The sequence below is a fragment of the Williamsoniiplasma luminosum genome, from assembly GCF_002803985.1.
Taxonomy (GTDB): domain Bacteria; phylum Bacillota_I; class Bacilli_A; order Mycoplasmatales; family Mycoplasmataceae; genus Williamsoniiplasma; species Williamsoniiplasma luminosum.
In genome coordinates this window covers 816,456-834,757 of sequence record NZ_CP024963.1, presented here as the reverse complement: position 1 = coordinate 834,757, position 18,302 = coordinate 816,456, and the positions used below count along the sequence as shown (strand labels likewise).

The following is an 18,302-nucleotide window of genomic DNA, read 5'->3' as shown; positions in this document are numbered from 1 at the left end:
TTTTTGCACATTTTTAATTTATGAATTAAAAATTTTTAAAATCGCTTTTTGAAATTCATCTAAAGAGCGATTGTTGTCCACAATTTTTGTGGCTATTGGCTCAACTTCTAAAACCCCTTTTGAGATTTTAAAAATATCTTTATTTTTTGTTTGTTCAATTACAGTTTCTAATGTGATGCTTGGGTCTGTTTGATAGATTTTTTCAAATTCTCTTTCTGCTCTTTTTTCGATTTCTGCATCAATATAAATAATTTCAGTATCAAATCTAAAATCATTTAAAAAAGATTTTGCTAAATTTGCACGATATAAAGACTCTAATGAAATTGCTTCACATTTATTGATTAGCATAAAATCAAAAATTTGATCTCGAAATTTCGAACACATTTCAACTTCGTTAGAATACATAGATTTGATGGCATTGTTCATTTCATTTTTATTTGAAACAGGGATACCTTCTATTTGGGCAATCATCTTTTCAAAATAAATGATTTTTAGTCTAAAAATTCCATTTTTGGTGGCTCATTCCCCGGCTTGAGATTTCCCACATTCACTCAATCCTGAGAGAAAAAACACTTTTTTCTTTTTTTCCATTTTTACTCATTTCTTGTTTTGTAATAAACAGTCTGATAAGACATTTATATTTTACAACAACATTTTTTTGTCATTACCCAAGAACACATAATAAAAAAATTTAGGATATAAAAAAGCGAATTAGAGAATATTAAAAACAAAAAAATCAAACATAATTTATTTCTAATTTTAAAAATAAAAGTAATTAAAAATCGAAATAACAAGTGCAACACCTTATAGGATTATTATCCTATAAGGTGTTGCACTTCCGAATTTAATTCATAAAGTTTATAGTTCATTTTTTATCCATCTACAAAAAGTTTTCAATTAATAATACAAATCAAATCTTAAATTTTAAAAAAGTTTATACTTTGCTTAGAAAGGAAAATAGACTATGAAACTTTTAGATAAATTAAGTAAAAAACCACAATACCAAACGCATGCAAAAATAACTGAATTTGTTTTTAACAATGATAAGGAACGTGCGATGTATGAAGAATATAAACAGCTAAAAGGTGAGGAAATTCACTTTTATGTAGCTGAACATATTCAAAGTAATAAATATATTGAAGTTGCTGCAGCAATCCAATATGATTTAAGACTTAAATACATCTTGTATCGTTACGTTTGTTTTTATGAAGAATGAATTCGTGCAATTTTAATGAATTGTAATATTAAAAATGTTGATTTCTTTTTATATAAATCAGTCACATTAGGCGATATTCAACAACTATATTTTAAAAATTTTAAACAAATACAAGAACAAAAACCTGATTTAAAAATGATTAGTGGAAATCAATTTGATTCAGTCCGTAGACTAAGAAATGATGTTTCACATTTTAAATTTTTAATTTTTGAAATGTATGATCAAAGCGTGAGAAACATTAAAACTTTACAAGCAGTTATTCCAGAACACTATATGGAAAATTTAAAAAAAGATATTAATAATTGCACTAGTGATTGACCATTACCACCTGGATTAAAAATTACAATTTAATAGCTATTTAACTAGAATGCATTACCATAAAGCGCCACTTTAAAAGTGTGTAAATCTGTTTGCATTATCTAATTTAAACATAATATTTTGAACACATTTTAAGAATTTGTAAATTCTTGAAATGTGTTTTTAAATTGTTTGTTAAATGAGCGTTTAACTAAAAAAAGAGTCCCAAAGGACTCAAAGTTTGAATTATAAAATTTAATTAATCTTCAACTGTGTAGATTTGGTCAAGTTGACGATAATTATCATCAAATTCTAAACCATAACCAACAATAAATTTATTTGGCACTTCAAATAAAGCTTGGTATGGATATTTAAAATCAGGATGAGTTCCATCTTTATCTAATAAAGTAATTAAACTCAGACTTTTTGGTTTTAAAGCTAAAAGTTCTTCATAAATTGCATTCAATGTTAAACCTGTATCAATTATATCTTCAATCACAACCACATCATGATCAGTAATGATTGGTTTGTTGACTTTTTTATAAAAAGTAATTTGTCTTGTTGATTGTTGTCCAACATAACTTGCAGCACAAATTGCATCAACTCGAATTCTCATATCTAATTGTTTTAATAGGTCTGCATAAAAAAATACTCCCCCATTCATAATCACAATTAAAGTTAATTCTTTGTCTTTGTATTTTGTGTTTAATTCATCAGCTAATTTGGTAATTCTTGCTTGAATTTCTTCCTTGGTTAATAAAATTTTTAAGTTGTGTCTAAATTTCATCATTTGTTTGTTTTCCTCACTTTACTAGGTAATTGTAAACTATATTTTTCAAAGGTGAAAAAAAATGCTTATAATTTTAAAAGAGGTTTTTATGAATATTAATATAATCTGTTTTGGCAAAATTGATAGCAAAAATGCTTTGCATTTAGCTAAAGATTACCAAGATAAAATTGTCCATTACACCAAACTAAATATTGTTGAATTACAAGAAGAAATTAACAGTGACTTAAAATCAGCGATGGTTAAAAATGAAAAGAAAATTACTGATAAATTAGCTAATTTTAAAAATTCAACAATCATTTTAGCTGATATTAATGGGGCACAAATCACAAGCGAACAATTAGCTAAAATGATTGAAAATAATAAGGATTTTCAAGGTGGGAATTTAACTTTTGTGATTGGACCAAGTGACGGATTTAGTCCAGAATTTAAAAATAAATATCAAAATAAAATTAGTTTTGGACAAATTACATTACCCCATCAACTTTTTAGAATTATTTTATTAGAACAAATTTTTCGCAGTTTCAAGATTATTAATAATGAAAAATATCATAAATAAAGACTTAAATCTAAAGTAAAACATTTGATTCGATGCTTTCGACAATAAAAATAATTATGTGAGTTAAGTAAAAAGACTTTACACCCACATTTTTTTTATGTATACTTAAAAAGTATTTATTTACAAGAAGAAAGGGAGGATACTAATGGTTAAATTAAGATTAAAAAGAATCGGTAAAAAACGTGCGCCGTTCTACAGAATTGTAGCAGCTGATGCTCGTGTTAATCGTAATGGACAATATATCGAATTAGTTGGAACATTTGATCCATTAAAAGATGAAATTAAAATTAATAATGATTTAGTTTTAAAATGATTAAATAATGGAGCTCAACCAACAGATACTGTTCGTGATTTATTTAGCAAACAAGGAATCATGAAGGCTTATCATGAAGAAAAATTAGCAACTGCTAAAACAAATAAAGAAAACAAGCCAACAAAAGCAGTTGCTGCTAAAAAATAAAGAGGAATTATGCAAGAAAAGTTAATGCGAATTGGTGAAATTGTTAACACTGTTGGAATCAAGGGAACTGTGAAAGTTTTGCTTGATTCAAATCTAGATATTAATGATTTATCTAATTTTAAATTATGCTTTTATCAAACAAATTCCAAAGTATTTATTCCATTACAAATTAAAACCTTGGAAGTAAAAAATAATACTTTATTAATATCTTTTATTGATTTTGAAAATATTAATGATGTGCAAAAATTCAGAAATCAAATTTTATATGCCCCAATTGAAATTCAAGCTTTCAGCTTAATTCCACATTGAACTGAATATAAAATTGAAACTGAACTTGGAGAAGGAATTGTGATTGATTGAATGAATAATTCAGTTCAATATCTAATTAAAATTCGAGTTCAAAATCATGATTTTTGAGTACCGATGGTTGATGAATATTTAGTGGTTAAAAATGATGAAACTAAAACAATTCAGTTAAAAAACATTAGAGGATTGATGTAATGAAATTTTCAATTATTACATTGTTTCCCAAAACAATCCAAGCTTATATTGAAGAATCAATCATCAAAAAAGCTTTAGAACGTAATCTTTTAGAAGTGGAAATTATCGATTTAAGAGACTATACAACTTTAAAACAAAATCAAGTTGATGAATATCAATTTGGCGGAGGTAAAGGGATGGTTTTAATGGTTGAACCAATTGTCAAATCAATTGAAGCAATTAAAACCAAAAATTCTTGAATCATCTTAACAACTCCGCAAGGGAAAACTTGAAATCAAAATCTAGCAAAACAGTCTGTCCAAGACCATGACCATATAATTATTATTTGTGGACATTATGAAGGATATGATGAAAGAGTGCTTGAATATGTTGATCAAGAAATTTCAATTGGAGATTATGTTTTAACAGGGGGAGAAATTCCAGCGTTAGTTATCCTTGATAGCATGACGCGTTCAATTCCTGATGTGATTAAAAAAGAATCATTTGCAAACGATAGTTTTGAAAATGATTTACTGGATTATCCAGTTTACACAAAACCAGTTGATTTTCGTGGAAGTAAAGTTCCTGATGTCCTGCTAAGTGGTCATCATGCGAATATTCAAAAATTTAGGGATGAACAACAAGTCATTAATACTTGAAATAAAAGACCAGATTTAATCAATGAATCGAAATTAAATAAAAATCAAAAAGCAATACTAAACAAATTAAAGAAAGGAGAAAGTTATGAGTACAAAACAAACAAAAGTAACTAAATCAAAGTACGATGTGATTAATAACCAATTAAGAACAGACCTACCAGACTTTAACTCAGGAGACACAATTTGTGTTGATGTAAAAATTAAAGAAGGGGAAAAATTCCGTATTCAATCATTTGAAGGACTTGTAATTAAAACTCAAGGATCAGGAATTACCTTTTCTGTTGTTGTTCGTAAAATGAGTAATGGTGTTTTTGTGGAACGTACATTCCCATTACACTCACCAATTATTGATAAAGTAACAATTATCAAAAAAGGACGTGTTCGTCGTTCAAGAATTTACTACATCCGTAAATTATCTGGAAAAGCTGCACGTATTAAAGAAATCTTACCTACTTCAGACAAAAAAGTTGAAAAAACCAAAAAATAATTGATTAATCAGATTAATTTAAACAAAAAACACCAATTTAATGGTGTTTTTTGTCTTTTTTGGTCATTTTTTCAACTTTTTTTCTAATCTATTATAGATACAAAAAAGGAGAATAATAATATGAAGAAATGATTAACAATCATAGGCAGTATCGGATTAGTGGGGGTGACTGGGGCAACGGTTGTTGGATGTCATCAACCAACTAAAATTGAACGTTTAAAAAATGAAATTAGCAAAGCTAAAAAACTCATTTCCAATCACCCCAACAAACAAGGGGTTGACCAATTAAAACAAGTCGTAAATATGACTGAAATTTTAATTCAAACAGATGAAATGACCGATGATCAAATGGATAAAATTGGATTATCCTTAAAACTTGCCATTGATTTAATTGAAGGGATGTAGGTTAAAGTGTCATCAATGTTATTTTTGAATTGAAGCTTAAAAGCTTATATATTGTTCATAATTGGGATTATTGAAAAATAATCCTTGTTTTTTGAGAAATAAGGTATAATTTTTAACGAAAATAAAAATTGAAAATATAATATGGATATACAAGTATTATGAGAAGGTAAGACAATGAAAAAATTATTAATGATTTTGACAAGTATTGGGATTATGGGAGCGACAACTTCGATGGTTGTTTCATGTGATCAACCAACAAAATTAGATGGTCTAAAAGCAGAGATCAAAGCTGCTCAAAAAATACTTAAAAATAGTAAAAGTAAATCGCTTGCAGATATCCAAGCATTAAGAGAAATGATTGAATTATCACAAATGTTAGTTGATGCTGGAGATTTATCTAAAGAACACGTTGAAGTGATTAAATTAGGATTAAAATTGACAATTGAATTATTCCAACACCACCAAGATTAAAATATTTTAAAAGTTCTAAATTTTTAATCTATTCATTTTTGTCATTGCGGCATCATGAAGTTTTTTAAAAACTAATCCTGATTCCAATAATGTTAAAAATATAAAAATATAATATGAATATACAAATGTATTGGAAGAAGGATCTAAAAATATGAAAAAACTATTAATCATTTTTGGTAGCATTGGAATAATGGGGATTGGGGCTTCAACGGTTGTTGCATGTACCAACTCTAAATTGGATGGTTTAAAGGCAACAATTCAAAAAGCGAAGAAAATAATTGCAGATAATGCAACTAACCCAAAAGAAGAAATACAAAGTTTACAACAAGTGGTGACGTTGACAGAAATTATGATTGAAACAAATCAAATGACAGATGAACAAATTGATGCAATTCATTTATCTTTAAAACTTTTGATAGCAATAATTGAAACGCCATCAATTCAGGATGTTGCTAATAGACCTCAAATATAATTAGTTTTCAAATTTAGTTATCAAAGTTCTTATTTTTTTATTATGTTCATTTTGAAAAGGTTGATATAATTAAAGATATTTTAAAAAGGAGTTTATGAGCGCAGAATTTAATTGATTTCCCGGACATATGAATAAAGCTTTGAAAGATATTGAAGCCAAAATTCCAGTTGTTGATTTAGTAATTGAAGTGGTTGATGCTCGCGCACCATTTTCTTCACAAAACTTAACATTTAGAAAATTATTAGAAAAAAAACCTGTTTTATATGTCATTTCTAAAGCTGATGTGGCGGACAAAAAAATCACCAAACAATGAATTAATTTTTTCAAAAAAGAAGGTCGTCTTTCGCATGTTTTAGATTACAAAAATAAACATGTTGTTGAAAATTTAGTTGCTTTGATTAATGAGGCAACTGCTGAAAAACAAGCAAAAGACAAAACAAAAGGCTTAGTTACTTCATTGATAAATGTTTTGGTGATCGGGATTCCAAACGTTGGTAAATCAACATTTATCAATAAAATTATTCGTGATAAATCTGTGAAAGTTGGGAATAAACCAGGGGTAACTCGTGGAATTCAAACTTTACAATTAAGTAAAAATATCACTTTAATGGACACGGCTGGTGTTTTGCCTTCACGTCTATTCAATGAAGTTATTGCTAGTCATTTGTGTGCAATCAATTCAATTAAAGAGGGAGTTTTCCCCTTAGAAAGAATTGCTGGAATTTTGATGAAAGAAATTTTTGATACTCATTTTGAGATGGTTTTAGATTATTACAAAATCAAATCAAATTTAAAAGCTCCAATCTCATTTGAAAAAGTTTATTTAATTTTTGAACATATTGCAAAATCTAAAAAATGATTATTAAGAAATGACCTATGAGATATTGAGCGTGCAATGTCTTCATTTTTAGCAGATATTGCTAATGGTAAATTTGCGATTTCATTAGAAACTCCAGAAGACATTGAATTTTTAATTAATGGTCCAGCCAAAAGTGAACATGTTAAAGTTGAAAAATAGAATTTTATTCGATCATAACATCCGTCAACAACATCAAGTGCAAATCATTTCTGGAAGTGATGAAGCAGGAAGAGGGGCGATGGCTGGACCGATTGTGGTGGCAAGTGTGATTCTTCCTTTGGATTATGAAAATGTTGAAATCAAAGATTCCAAACTAATTAACCAAAATCAACGAAAATTACTTTTTGATGAAATCAAAAAGATTGCTTTGAGTTATGCAATTGAAATTATTCCTGCAAGTGTTGTTGATGTTTTAAATCCTAAACAAGCAAGTATTGTCGGAATGATTAATTCAATTAAAAAATTATCAATCAGCCCAGAAATAAGTTTAATTGATGGTGAAAAACTTAATGACCCAAAAATTAATTCTTTGCAATTAATTAAGGGTGATAATTTAAGTCAATCAATTGCTGCTGCTTCCATTTTGGCTAAAGTTACACGTGATGAAATTATGAAAGATTTGGATCAAAAACATCCAGGATACGATTGAGCACAAAACAAAGGGTATGTAACTGTTGACCACCAAGAACGATTAAAAGTTCATGGAATTAGTCCAGAACACCGAAAAAGTTATGCTCCAGTGAAAAAATATTTATAAATTAACCATTTTTTGGTTATTTTTTTTATTTTATTCCTAATCTATATTGGGTACAACCTAAGGAGTAAGAAAAATTATGAATAACGTAAACATTATTGGTCAAATTGAAGGGGATGCACAAATTGCTTATACTTCACAAGATGGAGCTCGCAAATTATATAAATTTGTTTTAAGAGTGCCTAGACCATTTAAAAAAAATGATGAAGTCATCGATGACTTGATCAATGTTAAATGCTGATCAACAAAAATTGAAGATGAGGATAATCTTCATGATCAAGCATATGTAGGAATCGAAGGAAGAATTCAATCATTTGGCAATGAAGAGTTTAAAACTCCAGTCAATGAAGTGATTGCATTCAAAATCCTTTACTTAGAATAATGGATAAAGTTTTATTATATTTCTCATTAAAATACAAAGGAAATTGAGAAAAAATTTATGAAGCATTAGAGAGAAAAGAAAAAATTCCTAATGTTGAATTAGAAGAAGTTGAAGACAGAATTGATTGTAACTATTTAACAATTATCAACACGCTATATCCAAGCAATTTGAAACATAGTTATAAACCACCATTTCTACTTTATACACACGGTAATTTATCGTTGCTACAAAATTACTATCAAATCATTGGTGTGAGTGGAGATGAAAAATTTGACGAATATGGTTTTAAAAACGCCAGAGAAATCATTAAAGATTTAACCAATGAAAAAAGAACAATTTTAACTGGAAGTTCCGTTGGAATTGAAAGCGAAATCATTAAAATTGTCTTAGAAAATAAAGCCAAAATTATTATTGTGGCTGAAGAAGGGATTAAAAATTTTATTGATTCGCATCAAGAATTAGTGACAGAATTAGAGAAAAATGCTGACCTATTAATTCTTTCTGAAAGCTATGAAAATGAGCAATTAGACAATCTAACAAGTGAATATGCTTCACGTTTAAAAGTTGGATTAATGAAAGTTTTGGTTTATATTCAAATCTCAACATTCAACAAAAATTATCATATGAGCGAGTATGCTTTGAATGAAGGTAAAGACATCTTCGTCGTCCCTGAACCGATCAAATCAAAGTTTAAAGGAAACAATAATTTAATCAAACAAGGCGCTAAAATTATTGAAGATGGAAGAGATGTTTTAAACGAAATTTAACCCCAAAAATCAAAAAACGCAATTTGCGTTTTTTCTTTACAATATTCCTCTTTTTTTTAGATTATTAAAATGATAAAATTAAGCAATATGATAAACGAGGTGAAATAATGATCAAAAAAGAACAAAATTTAGATGATGTGAGCATTTTCGAGTCTCAAAAATCGCAAGCACAAATTAATGCTGAAATTGAAGACGAGTTAAGAGAAAAAGAAGGATCGTTTTTTAAAATGATGTTTCGTTTTTCAATGAAATACAAGTTGCAATCATTAATTGTTTTAATCACTGTGATTATTTCAGCATTAGCTGTTGCTGTAACACCTTTGATTACTAAAGAGTTAATGGAAGTGGCTGGAGAAATTGCAAGGGGTAAACCAGAATCAGTTGTTGGTAAATGAGGAATGACTTGGCAAGCTTTAGTTGGTTTAGACCTGGGAACGATTCTTGTCAATGTAGTGATGGGATTTATTGCTCAATTCATTTCAGGAATGTTAGGAAAACAATTAGAGATTGATTTAAGAAATCAAACTATTGAAAAATTAATTGAAGAAGATATGTCTTACTATTCTGATAAAAAAATTGGAGAAATTTTAACTAAAATTGTTTCTGATACCCAAATTATTGGTGAACAAGTAGCAATCATCATTATTACAGCCATCACTTCAATCTTAACTTTCTTCGTTTCATTGATTATGATGTCAATTATTGATTGAAAATTAACTCTAGTTGCTCTAGGAATGTTTGTAGTAATGCTTATTGCCATGGGTTTAAGTTTCCCACCATTAAGAAAAAGAATGCAAGTTATTCGTAAAGAAGTGACATCACTTAACGGGGATGTTATTGATCGAGTTAATGCTGTGAAATTAGTTAAAGCAATGGGAACAGAAAAATATGAATCAAAAAGAGTTGTTGAAACTCATAAAACATATTATGCAGAATTCAAAAAAATGAACTACTTTTTATCACTATTTATCGCATGTTTATTTGTTGGTGTTTCATCAGTTCAAGTCATGGTCACATTGGCTGCTGGTTTAATTTACGAATCAACACCAGAAGTTCTGATTTCATTAATTCCAACATTTATTATTTCTGTTGGGATTCTAATTGGTCCAATTATGCAAATGATTCGAGTAATTATTGGTTTAGTTCAAGTCTCAACTGCTTCAAAGCGTTTGCATGCAATTTTAACAACTCCAGTCCTATTTAATAACCATTATAAGGACAAGGCCGGAATCGATATTAAACATGTAAATGGTGATATTGTTTTTAAAGATCTTGAATTTAGATATCCTGAAAAACCAAACAAAGTCATCTTACCAAAATTCAATTTTACTTTTGAAAAAGGTAAATCATATGCCTTTGTTGGTGAAACTGGAAGTGGTAAATCTTCAATTGCTAAATTATTATTAAGATTTTACGATCCAAGTGAAGGTGCTGTTTTGATTAATGGTAAAACTGATTTGAAAAAAGCTAATTTATCAACTTACTTAGAACATGTTGGTTATGTCGAACAAGAACCAGCCATCCTTTTAGGAAATGTTTATGAAAATATTAAATATGGTAAATTTGATGCAACCAATGAACAAATCATTGCAGCTGCTAAAAAAGCAAATTTACACAATTTAGTAATGACTTGACCAGGTGGATATGACACCATTTTAGGGGAAAGAGGATTCATGCTTTCTGGAGGTCAAAAACAAAGATTAGTGATTGCTCGAATTTTCTTAAAAAATCCAGAGATCTTAATTTTAGATGAAGCAACATCAGCTTTAGACAATATTGTCGAAAAAGAAATTCAAGCTGAGTTAGATAAATTAATGGAAGGTCGTACATCTTTCACAATTGCTCACCGTTTATCAACAATTAAAAGAGTTGATAAAATCCTGGTTTTAGAACCAGGAAAAGGAATTGTTCAACAAGGAACATATAATGAATTGAAAAAAGTTGATGGAAGATTTAAAAGGCTTTATGAAGCTGGAAAATTAATTAACCAAAAATAGAAAGGGGTTCACATGAAAGAAAAACAAAAAAAGAAATTACCAAATCCAATGAAATTCGAAAGTGAATTTGCTTTTTCATGACAAAAAATGGGTGCTTTTGCTGCCATTATTTGAGAAACTGCAAAAAAGAACCCATTACTTTTTATTTCAATGGTTTTAACAACATCATTAAATGCTGTGATCGCCACTACCATGCCTTTGATTTCATCAAAAGCCGTTACATTATTAACTGCTAATGGTAGACCTTTAGGCCCTGAATTCACTAGCTTTCTAGGGATGGACATGGTTTGAACTAGTTGAATCTGAGTTGCGGTTTTTATGTTCGTGATTTTATTAATTTCAGAATATATAACTGACTATACAATTGGTTTATTCTCACTTAAAATCGAAATCAATGAACGTATCAAAATTGTTCAAGCCTTAGTTAAACAAGATGTAGACTTTTATTTTGATCATGTTTCAGGAAATATTTTAACAAGATTTGTTGCTGATACTCAAAACCTTTCACAAGGAATTCAACAATTTTTAAGTAACTTGATTTATTGTTTGGTGGCGTTTATCGCTGCAACTATAATCTTATTTTCACAAAATTTATATCTTGTTGGGGGAGTTACAATTGGTTATGTTGTCTTCGTGTTAGTGATTGCTGTCTTTATTTTCGTTTATTTCCGTCGTGCATTAATTAGACAATTTGACTTTAAACGTGAAGTCGATGCTGATATCACAGACCGAATTAACAACATTACATTAATCAAATCAACAGGAACAGAAAACTACGAAATTGATCGTCTATATCAAAAAAACCAAGAATATAGTCGTAAAGGAGATCGAGGAGTTTTATTATCAACAATTTTAACACTTTGATTAACTGTCACAATTTCTTTCTTAACCACTTTAATTACAATTGTTGTAATTGTCGGAGTAATTAAAGGCGGACATGATGGACCTAGTTTAATGTTTGAACTAACAACAGGATTACCAATGGCTTCATCAATGGCGATGGCAATTTATATGTTAGTTCCATCATTGCGTGCAGCGACTCGTGCTTCAAATGCGTCACATCGAATTAACGAATTAACTAAGCCAATTCCCTTTATCCAACCAAATCCCGAAGGTCCAAAAATTAATAAAATTAGTTCAATCGAATTTAAAAATATTGATTTTGCTTACCCTAAAAAAATTGATAAAGTGATTATTCCGAATTTGAGTTTCAAATTCGAAAAAGGTAAATCATATGCTTTTGTTGGTGAAACTGGAAGTGGTAAATCAACAATTGGAAGATTACTATTAAGATATTATGATCCAAAAAATGGTCAAATTATTATCAACAATAAACACGATTTAAAAGATGTGAATTTACCATCATATTTAGACAATATTGGTTATGTCGAACAAGACCCACAAATCTTTTATGGAAACTTTATTGACAATATTAAATATGGTCGTTTTAGTGACACCAAAGAACAAGTAATGGAAGCTGCTAAAAAAGCTGATCTTCATGATTTTATTATGTCGTTGCCTGAAGGTTATGAAACCTTAATTGGACAAAGAGGATTCTTATTAAGTGGGGGTCAAAAACAACGTTTAATTATTGCCAGAGTCTTTTTAAGAGATCCTGATTTAGTGATTTTAGATGAAGCAACATCAGCGTTAGATAACATTGTGGAAAAAGAAATTCAAGATCAACTTGATAAATTAGTCGTTGGAAAAACTTCAATCACGATTGCTCACCGTTTATCAACCATTAAAAATGTTGATCAAATTATTGTCTTAGGAATGAATAAAGGAATTGTTCAAGTCGGAACATTTGAAGAATTAATTAACAAACCTGGACACTTTAAAAACCTGTATGAAGCAGGAACAATTTAATGAAAACAAAAGTCCAAGTGATTGGGGCTGGATTAGCGGGATGCGAAATTAGTCACTATCTTGCTCAAAAAGGCTATTTTGTGACGCTTTTTGAATCAAAAAACGTCAAACCAAATCCAGTTCAAGTTTCGAAAACTTTTGCTGAATTAGTTTGTTCAAATTCTTTGCGCAGTAATGAAATTACTAACGCTGTGGGAACTTTAAAAGCAGAAATGCGATTGCTTGGTTCTTTGGTGATTGAAGCTGCTGAATTTGCTCAAGTTCCAGCTGGTGCTAGTCTGGCAGTTGATCGTGTTAAATTTTCAGATTACATCACAACTAAAATTAAAAACAATCCCAGCATTGAAGTTGTTGAAAAAGAAGTTGTTGATTTTGATGCTTCAATTCCGACAATTATTGCCACAGGTCCATTAACCACTCCAGATTTTCAAACCAAAATTCAAACATTACTTGGAACTGATGATTTTTATTTTTTTGATGCCGTGGCCCCAATTGTTAAAAAAGAATCAATTGATATGAATAAAGTTTTTCGTAAAAATCGTTACGAAAAAGGTGAAACCTCAGACTATTTAAATTGTCCAATGAACAAAGATGAATATACTAAATTTTATCAAGAATTAATTCACGGAGAAGTGGCAATCAGTCATTTAGCAGGAGAAGCTGAATTAAAATATTTTGAAGGTTGTATGCCAGTTGAAGCGATGGCAAAACGTGGTGAACAAACACTTTTATTTGGTCCAATGAAACCTAAAGGTTTAAGAAATTTAGATGGGGCAAATAATTATGCCGTTGTCCAATTAAGACAAGATGATGCCAAAGACAGTTTGTATAATCTTGTTGGTTTTCAAACCAACTTAAAATGACCAGAGCAAAAACGTATTTTTCAATTAATTCCAGGATTGGAAAATGCTGAATTTGTCAGGTATGGAGTGATGCATAAAAACAACTTCATTAATTCGCCTAAATTATTAAATCTAGGTCTACAATTAAAAACTAATCCCAACATCTTTTTTGCAGGTCAAATCACGGGCGTTGAAGGTTATGTTGAATCAAGTGTGACTGGAATTATTAGCGCAATTAACTTAGATCGTTGATTAAAGGGATTAGAACTTTTAACCCCACCATCAACAACAGTCACCGGGGCTTTGATTCATTATATTAATAATGCCTCAAACACTGATTTTCAGCCAATGAAAGCCAATTGAGGGATTGTTGATGATATTCCTGATCTCAACAAAAGAGAAAATAAGGTTTTGAAAAAAACACTCTTACACGAACGAGCAATTGAAGATCTTCAAAAATATCTGAATAAAATCTAGTTTTTATCAAATTTAATTTCAATTTACATTTAAATTCACCGTTTAAATATGGTATAACTTATATGTAAATTTATTTGCCCATGTAGCTCAGTTGGATAGAGCACGCGCCTTCTAAGCGTGAGGTCGGAAGTTCGAGCCTTCTCGTGGGCACCAATTAAAAACCAATCATGCTTATGGCATGATTATTTTTTTTAGAAAGGAATTTGTAACAATGTTTTATGAAGAATTAAAACAAGAATTAGAATTATTGAAACAACAAAAAGATTTTTCTGCAGCTTTAAAATTGATTGAACAAGAATTACAAATGCCTTATGTGCCCCACGAATTTGAGCAATATTTAATCAATTTAAAACAAGAAATAACTTCTGAAATGATGAGCGAACAAACTCGCAATCAAAAACAATATGATGTCAAAGAATTAATTAAGATGTTAAATGATGAACAAGATTTAGCAAGTCAAGCTTTAGCAATCAAAGCCTTAGAACATATTAATGTGCGTCCGATTTTAACAGAAATTGAACACTATTTAATGAATGCAATAATGCCTGATGAAAATAAAACCTTGATTTTATTTATTCTTAATGCCCAACAAATTAATCAATCAGTTAAGATGCAAAAAACTAATGGTTTTTACACTCTTAATCCGATGGAATTACAAATTAATCAATTCAATCAAAACTTTGATCAAGTTGTATTGATGATTGAAAATGCGATTGGTAATGAAAATCCAAGCATTAGTCAAATCGCATGTTCATCAGCTTTAATCTTCATGTTGATTAATTTTCCAGCTCCCAACCAAATTGCTGCAAACAATCTAGCAGCTGCAATGATCAAACAAGCTCATGAATTTTTAGGATTAGAATTAAACTATCCAGAATTAAAAACAATGATCAATTTCGACCAAGCAATGGTCGAAATAATTTTAGGAGGAACCAATGAACAAAATTAATTTTAAGGCTCATAATTATGAGAAATTTCATGATTTTAAAGATATAATGATCCAAGCATTTGGGATTGGTTGTTCGTTATGCGAAAGTGATGAAATCGAATATGTTTATCAGAATCACCCACCAATTATCGGAAATTTAATTAAAAATCAAAGTAAAAATTTAACAGATCAAGAAGTTGATAAACTCATTGCAAAACCCTTAGAACAATGACAAGCATTTGATGAACAAAATGCTAATCAAATGATTCCAACATTTTTATGCATGAATTGCTTTGAAATAGAAAAGGATAAAAATGAAGAATAAGAAAAAACTCTTTGAGTTTTTAACCATTTTTACAGCTGTTGTCGGAACAATGGTTGGAGCTGGAATTTATGTTAAAAACGACAATATTAATGGTCATGTTTTAGGAAATGTTCAAAACCCAATTTTAGCAATTATTTTATGAGCAATCATGGCTGTTGTTTTGTTGTTCACAATTATTGTTTTTTTAGAAATTGCTAGTTCAACAAAAAAAGATGGTCATGGAACACTTGCCAATTGAGTCAACAAGTTTTTAAATCGTCGTGTTGCAAGTGCGGTTAGCATTTTTTTCACCTTTGTTTATTTACCAATGAACTATGCTTTCTTTTCCACTTTAATCATTCAATATTTAATGGATGCTGCTCACGTGACATTGACTCAAAATCAAAGTTTTATTTTATATTTAACAGCCCCAGCAATTTTTATTCTTGGATTGGGTGCGATTAATGCATATGCAAGAAATATTGGTAAACATATTCAAATTTTTGGGACTTTTTTCAAATTTATTCCTTTATTTCTAGTCTTTATTGCCTTTATTGTTCCAGACAAAACTTGAGGTGTACTTTTAGGAACCAATCAAGATCCTGGGACTGGTAATTCATGGTCAACGAGTTTTGAAAATATTGATGGAGTGAAAGTTTTGTCTGGTTTTGCCCCGATTTTATTTGCTTTTAATGGTTTTATTTATGCTGCTAATATGCAATCAGAAACCGAAAACAAGGATGTTGTTGCCAAAGGAATTTTATTTGGTGTGATATTCACTGGAGCATTTTATGTTTTAATTGCCCTTGCTTTATTTTTAGGTTCAAAAAATGGAAGTGTTGTCAGTTTTTTTGAATATTTATTTTCTGGTTTTAAAAACGTTGAAACAGTTGATCCAACAACCAAAAGTGTTGCTATTTTATTATCTAATTTAATTTTAGTTTCAGTCTCATTTTTAGGAGTTAATTCTTATAATCTAACTGGAACGAATAACATTTATACTGATTCACAAACCGGAATTCTTTGATCGAATTCCAAATTTATCAAACGTGCACATTCAGGAATGTTTCAGTCATTGCTTGGATTAATCTATTTATTTATTTGAATTCCAATTTCAATTTCATCAGGTAAAAAACCTGGATATATGCTTGATCAAATGTCAAACTTTGGGGCTGTGATTAGTTTTACGATTTACACCCTTTTAGTGGTTTTAGCAATGATCAATCGGAAAACTCAAAAAGTCGAAGTTGATAAGATAAAAAATGGTGTTTTTTGAGTTTCATCCATCATTTCAACCTTAATGCTTGTTTTTATTATTGGTTTTCAATTTTATGATTATTTTTCCTCAAGTGAAATGATTAAACCAATTATGGCTGGGATTGTGATTGGTTTAATTGTCATTATTTGAACAATTAATGAAATTTTATTATGGAAAAAACCAATCAATCTGGAAAAAATAATCAAAGCAAAAAATGAGTATGAACAAAAAGAAAGTATAATTAAGAAAAGAAAACTTAAAGAGGTAGTGTAATGAAATTTATTGATAATGCTAAGTTTATGATTAAAGCTGGTAAAGGTGGAGATGGAGCCGTCAGTTTTCGTCATGAACTTTATGTCGCTGAAGGTGGTCCGAATGGTGGAGATGGTGGAAATGGTGGAGACATCATTTTTATTGGTGACAGCGGAAAACAATCATTATTAGATTTAAAAGTCCAAAAAATTTATAAAGCTGAAGATGGTGAAAAAGGCGATATTAAAAATATGCATGGAGCTGCTGGAAAAGATAGAGTTATTAAAGTTCCGACTGGAACTGTTCTTTTTGATGCTAAAACTGGAGCGATGTTAGTTGATATTGATGAACATGATAAAACAGTGATTGTTGCAAAAGGTGGCAAAGGTGGCAAAGGAAATGCGCGTTTTGCCAATTCTAGAAACAAAGCTCCAACCATTTTTGAAGCAGGTGAACTTGGTCAAGAATTTGAAGTTAGAGCAGAATTAAAAGTTTTGGCTGATGTTGGTTTTGTTGGTTTACCAAATGCTGGTAAATCAACTTTGCTAAGAGCAATTTCTAATTCTAAACCTGAAGTTGCTGATTACGCTTTCACCACTTTAAATCCTCAACTTGGTGTGGCAAAAGCCCAAAGTGGTGAAACATTTATTGTCGCTGATTTACCTGGTTTAATTGAAGGAGCAAGTTTAGGAAAAGGACTTGGTCATGAATTTTTAAAACATATTGAACGTTGTCGTGTAATTTGTCATGTGATTGATTGAACTGGAAATTATGGTCAAGAAAACATTATTAAAAATTATGAATTAATTCGCAAAGAATTATTAGATTACAATTTAAATCTTGATAAACGTCCTGAAATTATTGTGGCGAACAAAATGGATCAAGATGAAGCCCAAATTAATATGTTGGATGAAGATATTTTAGCTTACTTTAAAGATAAAAAACTTGTTCAAGTTTCAGGTTTAAAAAGACAAAACACGAGTCAATTATTAAATATGATTGCCGAAGAATTGAAAACTGCTAAAATGATTCCGTTATGAGAATTAGGTGAAACTCAAAATCCAGATTTCAAACTTTATACCCTTGATGAACCAGTTGTTGATATTCAAATTATGAATAAAGGGAATGGTCGATGAGAAGTTTCTGGTGATTCTGTTTTTAGAGTGTTTCAAAAAACCCCAATCACCACTCATGATAACTTACTATTGTTTAATGAAAAAATGAAAAAGCTTGGAATTTATGAGCAACTAAGAAATCGTGGTGCCAAAAAAGGTGATATTGTTAAAGTCTTTGATTATGAATTAGAATGATTGGACTAAG

At 29.6% G+C, this 18,302-nt stretch carries 22 protein-coding genes and 1 tRNA gene; 21 read left to right on the top strand and 2 right to left on the bottom strand.

The genetic code is table 4. The annotated features are described in order from the left end of the window. Nucleotides 1-18: 18 nt before the first annotated feature. Nucleotides 19-591 (bottom strand): hypothetical protein, encoded by a 573-nt coding sequence (locus tag ELUMI_RS03645; protein WP_025734576.1) that lies wholly within the window; start codon nucleotides 589-591, stop codon nucleotides 19-21. Between the two features lie 373 nt (nucleotides 592-964). On the opposite strand from ELUMI_RS03645, the gene ELUMI_RS03640 reads away from it, so the two are divergent. Continuing rightward, the gene (locus tag ELUMI_RS03640) at nucleotides 965-1,567 is read left to right on the top strand and encodes a hypothetical protein (RefSeq protein ID WP_025734577.1); all 603 of its coding nucleotides are present in this window, start codon (nucleotides 965-967) and stop codon (nucleotides 1,565-1,567) included. 205 nt (nucleotides 1,568-1,772) lie between these two features. Here ELUMI_RS03640 and ELUMI_RS03635 read toward each other — a convergent pair whose 3' ends face one another. Then, nucleotides 1,773-2,303 (bottom strand): phosphoribosyltransferase, encoded by a 531-nt coding sequence (locus ELUMI_RS03635; RefSeq protein WP_025734578.1) that lies wholly within the window; start codon nucleotides 2,301-2,303, stop codon nucleotides 1,773-1,775. Between the two features lie 88 nt (nucleotides 2,304-2,391). Here ELUMI_RS03635 and ELUMI_RS03630 point away from each other — a divergent pair, with 88 nt between their 5' ends. The 20 genes from ELUMI_RS03630 to obgE all read left to right on the top strand — a co-directional run bounded on the left by ELUMI_RS03630 (nucleotide 2,392) and on the right by obgE (nucleotide 18,301). Continuing rightward, nucleotides 2,392-2,859, top strand: coding sequence for a 23S rRNA (pseudouridine(1915)-N(3))-methyltransferase RlmH (locus tag ELUMI_RS03630; RefSeq protein WP_025734579.1), 468 nt, complete (start codon nucleotides 2,392-2,394; stop codon nucleotides 2,857-2,859). A gap of 145 nt (nucleotides 2,860-3,004) precedes the next feature. Further along, on the top strand, nucleotides 3,005-3,319 hold the full coding sequence (gene rpsP, locus ELUMI_RS03625) for a 30S ribosomal protein S16 (RefSeq protein WP_025734580.1): 315 nt from the start codon (nucleotides 3,005-3,007) through the stop codon (nucleotides 3,317-3,319). Nucleotides 3,320-3,328: 9 nt separating this feature from the next. Continuing rightward, on the top strand, nucleotides 3,329-3,820 hold the full coding sequence (locus tag ELUMI_RS03620) for a ribosome maturation factor RimM (protein ID WP_025734581.1): 492 nt from the start codon (nucleotides 3,329-3,331) through the stop codon (nucleotides 3,818-3,820). After that, complete coding sequence (trmD, locus tag ELUMI_RS03615; protein ID WP_025734582.1) at nucleotides 3,820-4,572, top strand: tRNA (guanosine(37)-N1)-methyltransferase TrmD; 753 nt, start codon at nucleotides 3,820-3,822, stop codon at nucleotides 4,570-4,572. Before ELUMI_RS03620 ends, trmD begins: the two co-directional genes overlap by 1 nt. Then, nucleotides 4,544-4,945: a 50S ribosomal protein L19 gene (rplS, locus tag ELUMI_RS03610; RefSeq protein WP_025734583.1), complete on the top strand. Its 402-nt coding sequence runs from the start codon at nucleotides 4,544-4,546 to the stop codon at nucleotides 4,943-4,945. The genes trmD and rplS overlap by 29 nt, the downstream gene beginning before the upstream one ends. A 120-nt stretch (nucleotides 4,946-5,065) precedes the next feature. Then, complete coding sequence (locus ELUMI_RS03605) at nucleotides 5,066-5,350, top strand: lipoprotein (RefSeq protein ID WP_025734584.1); 285 nt, start codon at nucleotides 5,066-5,068, stop codon at nucleotides 5,348-5,350. Nucleotides 5,351-5,524: 174 nt separating this feature from the next. Beyond that, nucleotides 5,525-5,821: a hypothetical protein gene (locus ELUMI_RS03600; protein ID WP_025734585.1), complete on the top strand. Its 297-nt coding sequence runs from the start codon at nucleotides 5,525-5,527 to the stop codon at nucleotides 5,819-5,821. Nucleotides 5,822-5,972: 151 nt separating this feature from the next. Then, nucleotides 5,973-6,293, top strand: a complete 321-nt coding sequence (locus tag ELUMI_RS03595; protein ID WP_025734586.1) for a lipoprotein — start codon at nucleotides 5,973-5,975, stop codon at nucleotides 6,291-6,293. Between the two features lie 94 nt (nucleotides 6,294-6,387). Next, entirely contained in the window at nucleotides 6,388-7,311 is a 924-nt protein-coding gene (ylqF, locus tag ELUMI_RS03590; RefSeq protein ID WP_025734587.1) for a ribosome biogenesis GTPase YlqF, read from the top strand. After that, nucleotides 7,292-7,909 (top strand): ribonuclease HII, encoded by a 618-nt coding sequence (locus ELUMI_RS03585; protein ID WP_100618547.1) that lies wholly within the window; start codon nucleotides 7,292-7,294, stop codon nucleotides 7,907-7,909. The genes ylqF and ELUMI_RS03585 overlap by 20 nt, the downstream gene beginning before the upstream one ends. A gap of 76 nt (nucleotides 7,910-7,985) precedes the next feature. Further along, complete coding sequence (locus ELUMI_RS03580) at nucleotides 7,986-8,288, top strand: single stranded DNA-binding domain-containing protein (protein WP_025734588.1); 303 nt, start codon at nucleotides 7,986-7,988, stop codon at nucleotides 8,286-8,288. Beyond that, entirely contained in the window at nucleotides 8,288-9,055 is a 768-nt protein-coding gene (locus ELUMI_RS03575; RefSeq protein WP_025734589.1) for a DNA-processing protein DprA, read from the top strand. The genes ELUMI_RS03580 and ELUMI_RS03575 overlap by 1 nt, the downstream gene beginning before the upstream one ends. A 107-nt stretch (nucleotides 9,056-9,162) precedes the next feature. Beyond that, nucleotides 9,163-11,052 (top strand): ABC transporter ATP-binding protein, encoded by a 1,890-nt coding sequence (locus tag ELUMI_RS03570; RefSeq protein WP_025734590.1) that lies wholly within the window; start codon nucleotides 9,163-9,165, stop codon nucleotides 11,050-11,052. Nucleotides 11,053-11,064: 12 nt separating this feature from the next. After that, nucleotides 11,065-12,921 carry an ABC transporter ATP-binding protein gene (locus ELUMI_RS03565; RefSeq protein WP_025734591.1) on the top strand — a complete coding sequence of 619 codons (1,857 nt, stop codon included), beginning with the start codon at nucleotides 11,065-11,067 and terminating at the stop codon, nucleotides 12,919-12,921. Then, nucleotides 12,921-14,240, top strand: a complete 1,320-nt coding sequence (gene trmFO / locus ELUMI_RS03560) for a methylenetetrahydrofolate--tRNA-(uracil(54)-C(5))-methyltransferase (FADH(2)-oxidizing) TrmFO (RefSeq protein ID WP_025734592.1) — start codon at nucleotides 12,921-12,923, stop codon at nucleotides 14,238-14,240. Before ELUMI_RS03565 ends, trmFO begins: the two co-directional genes overlap by 1 nt. Before the next feature lie 76 nt (nucleotides 14,241-14,316). Then, nucleotides 14,317-14,393, top strand: a tRNA-Arg gene (locus tag ELUMI_RS03555). Nucleotides 14,394-14,418: 25 nt separating this feature from the next. Beyond that, nucleotides 14,419-15,189, top strand: coding sequence for a DUF3196 family protein (locus ELUMI_RS03550; protein WP_084040367.1), 771 nt, complete (start codon nucleotides 14,419-14,421; stop codon nucleotides 15,187-15,189). Continuing rightward, nucleotides 15,176-15,493, top strand: a complete 318-nt coding sequence (locus tag ELUMI_RS03545) for a hypothetical protein (protein ID WP_025734594.1) — start codon at nucleotides 15,176-15,178, stop codon at nucleotides 15,491-15,493. Before ELUMI_RS03550 ends, ELUMI_RS03545 begins: the two co-directional genes overlap by 14 nt. After that, on the top strand, nucleotides 15,483-17,003 hold the full coding sequence (locus ELUMI_RS03540; protein WP_025734595.1) for an APC family permease: 1,521 nt from the start codon (nucleotides 15,483-15,485) through the stop codon (nucleotides 17,001-17,003). Before ELUMI_RS03545 ends, ELUMI_RS03540 begins: the two co-directional genes overlap by 11 nt. Further along, the gene (gene obgE, locus ELUMI_RS03535; RefSeq protein WP_025734596.1) at nucleotides 17,003-18,301 is read left to right on the top strand and encodes a GTPase ObgE; all 1,299 of its coding nucleotides are present in this window, start codon (nucleotides 17,003-17,005) and stop codon (nucleotides 18,299-18,301) included. Before ELUMI_RS03540 ends, obgE begins: the two co-directional genes overlap by 1 nt. Nucleotide 18,302 lies beyond the last annotated feature (1 nt).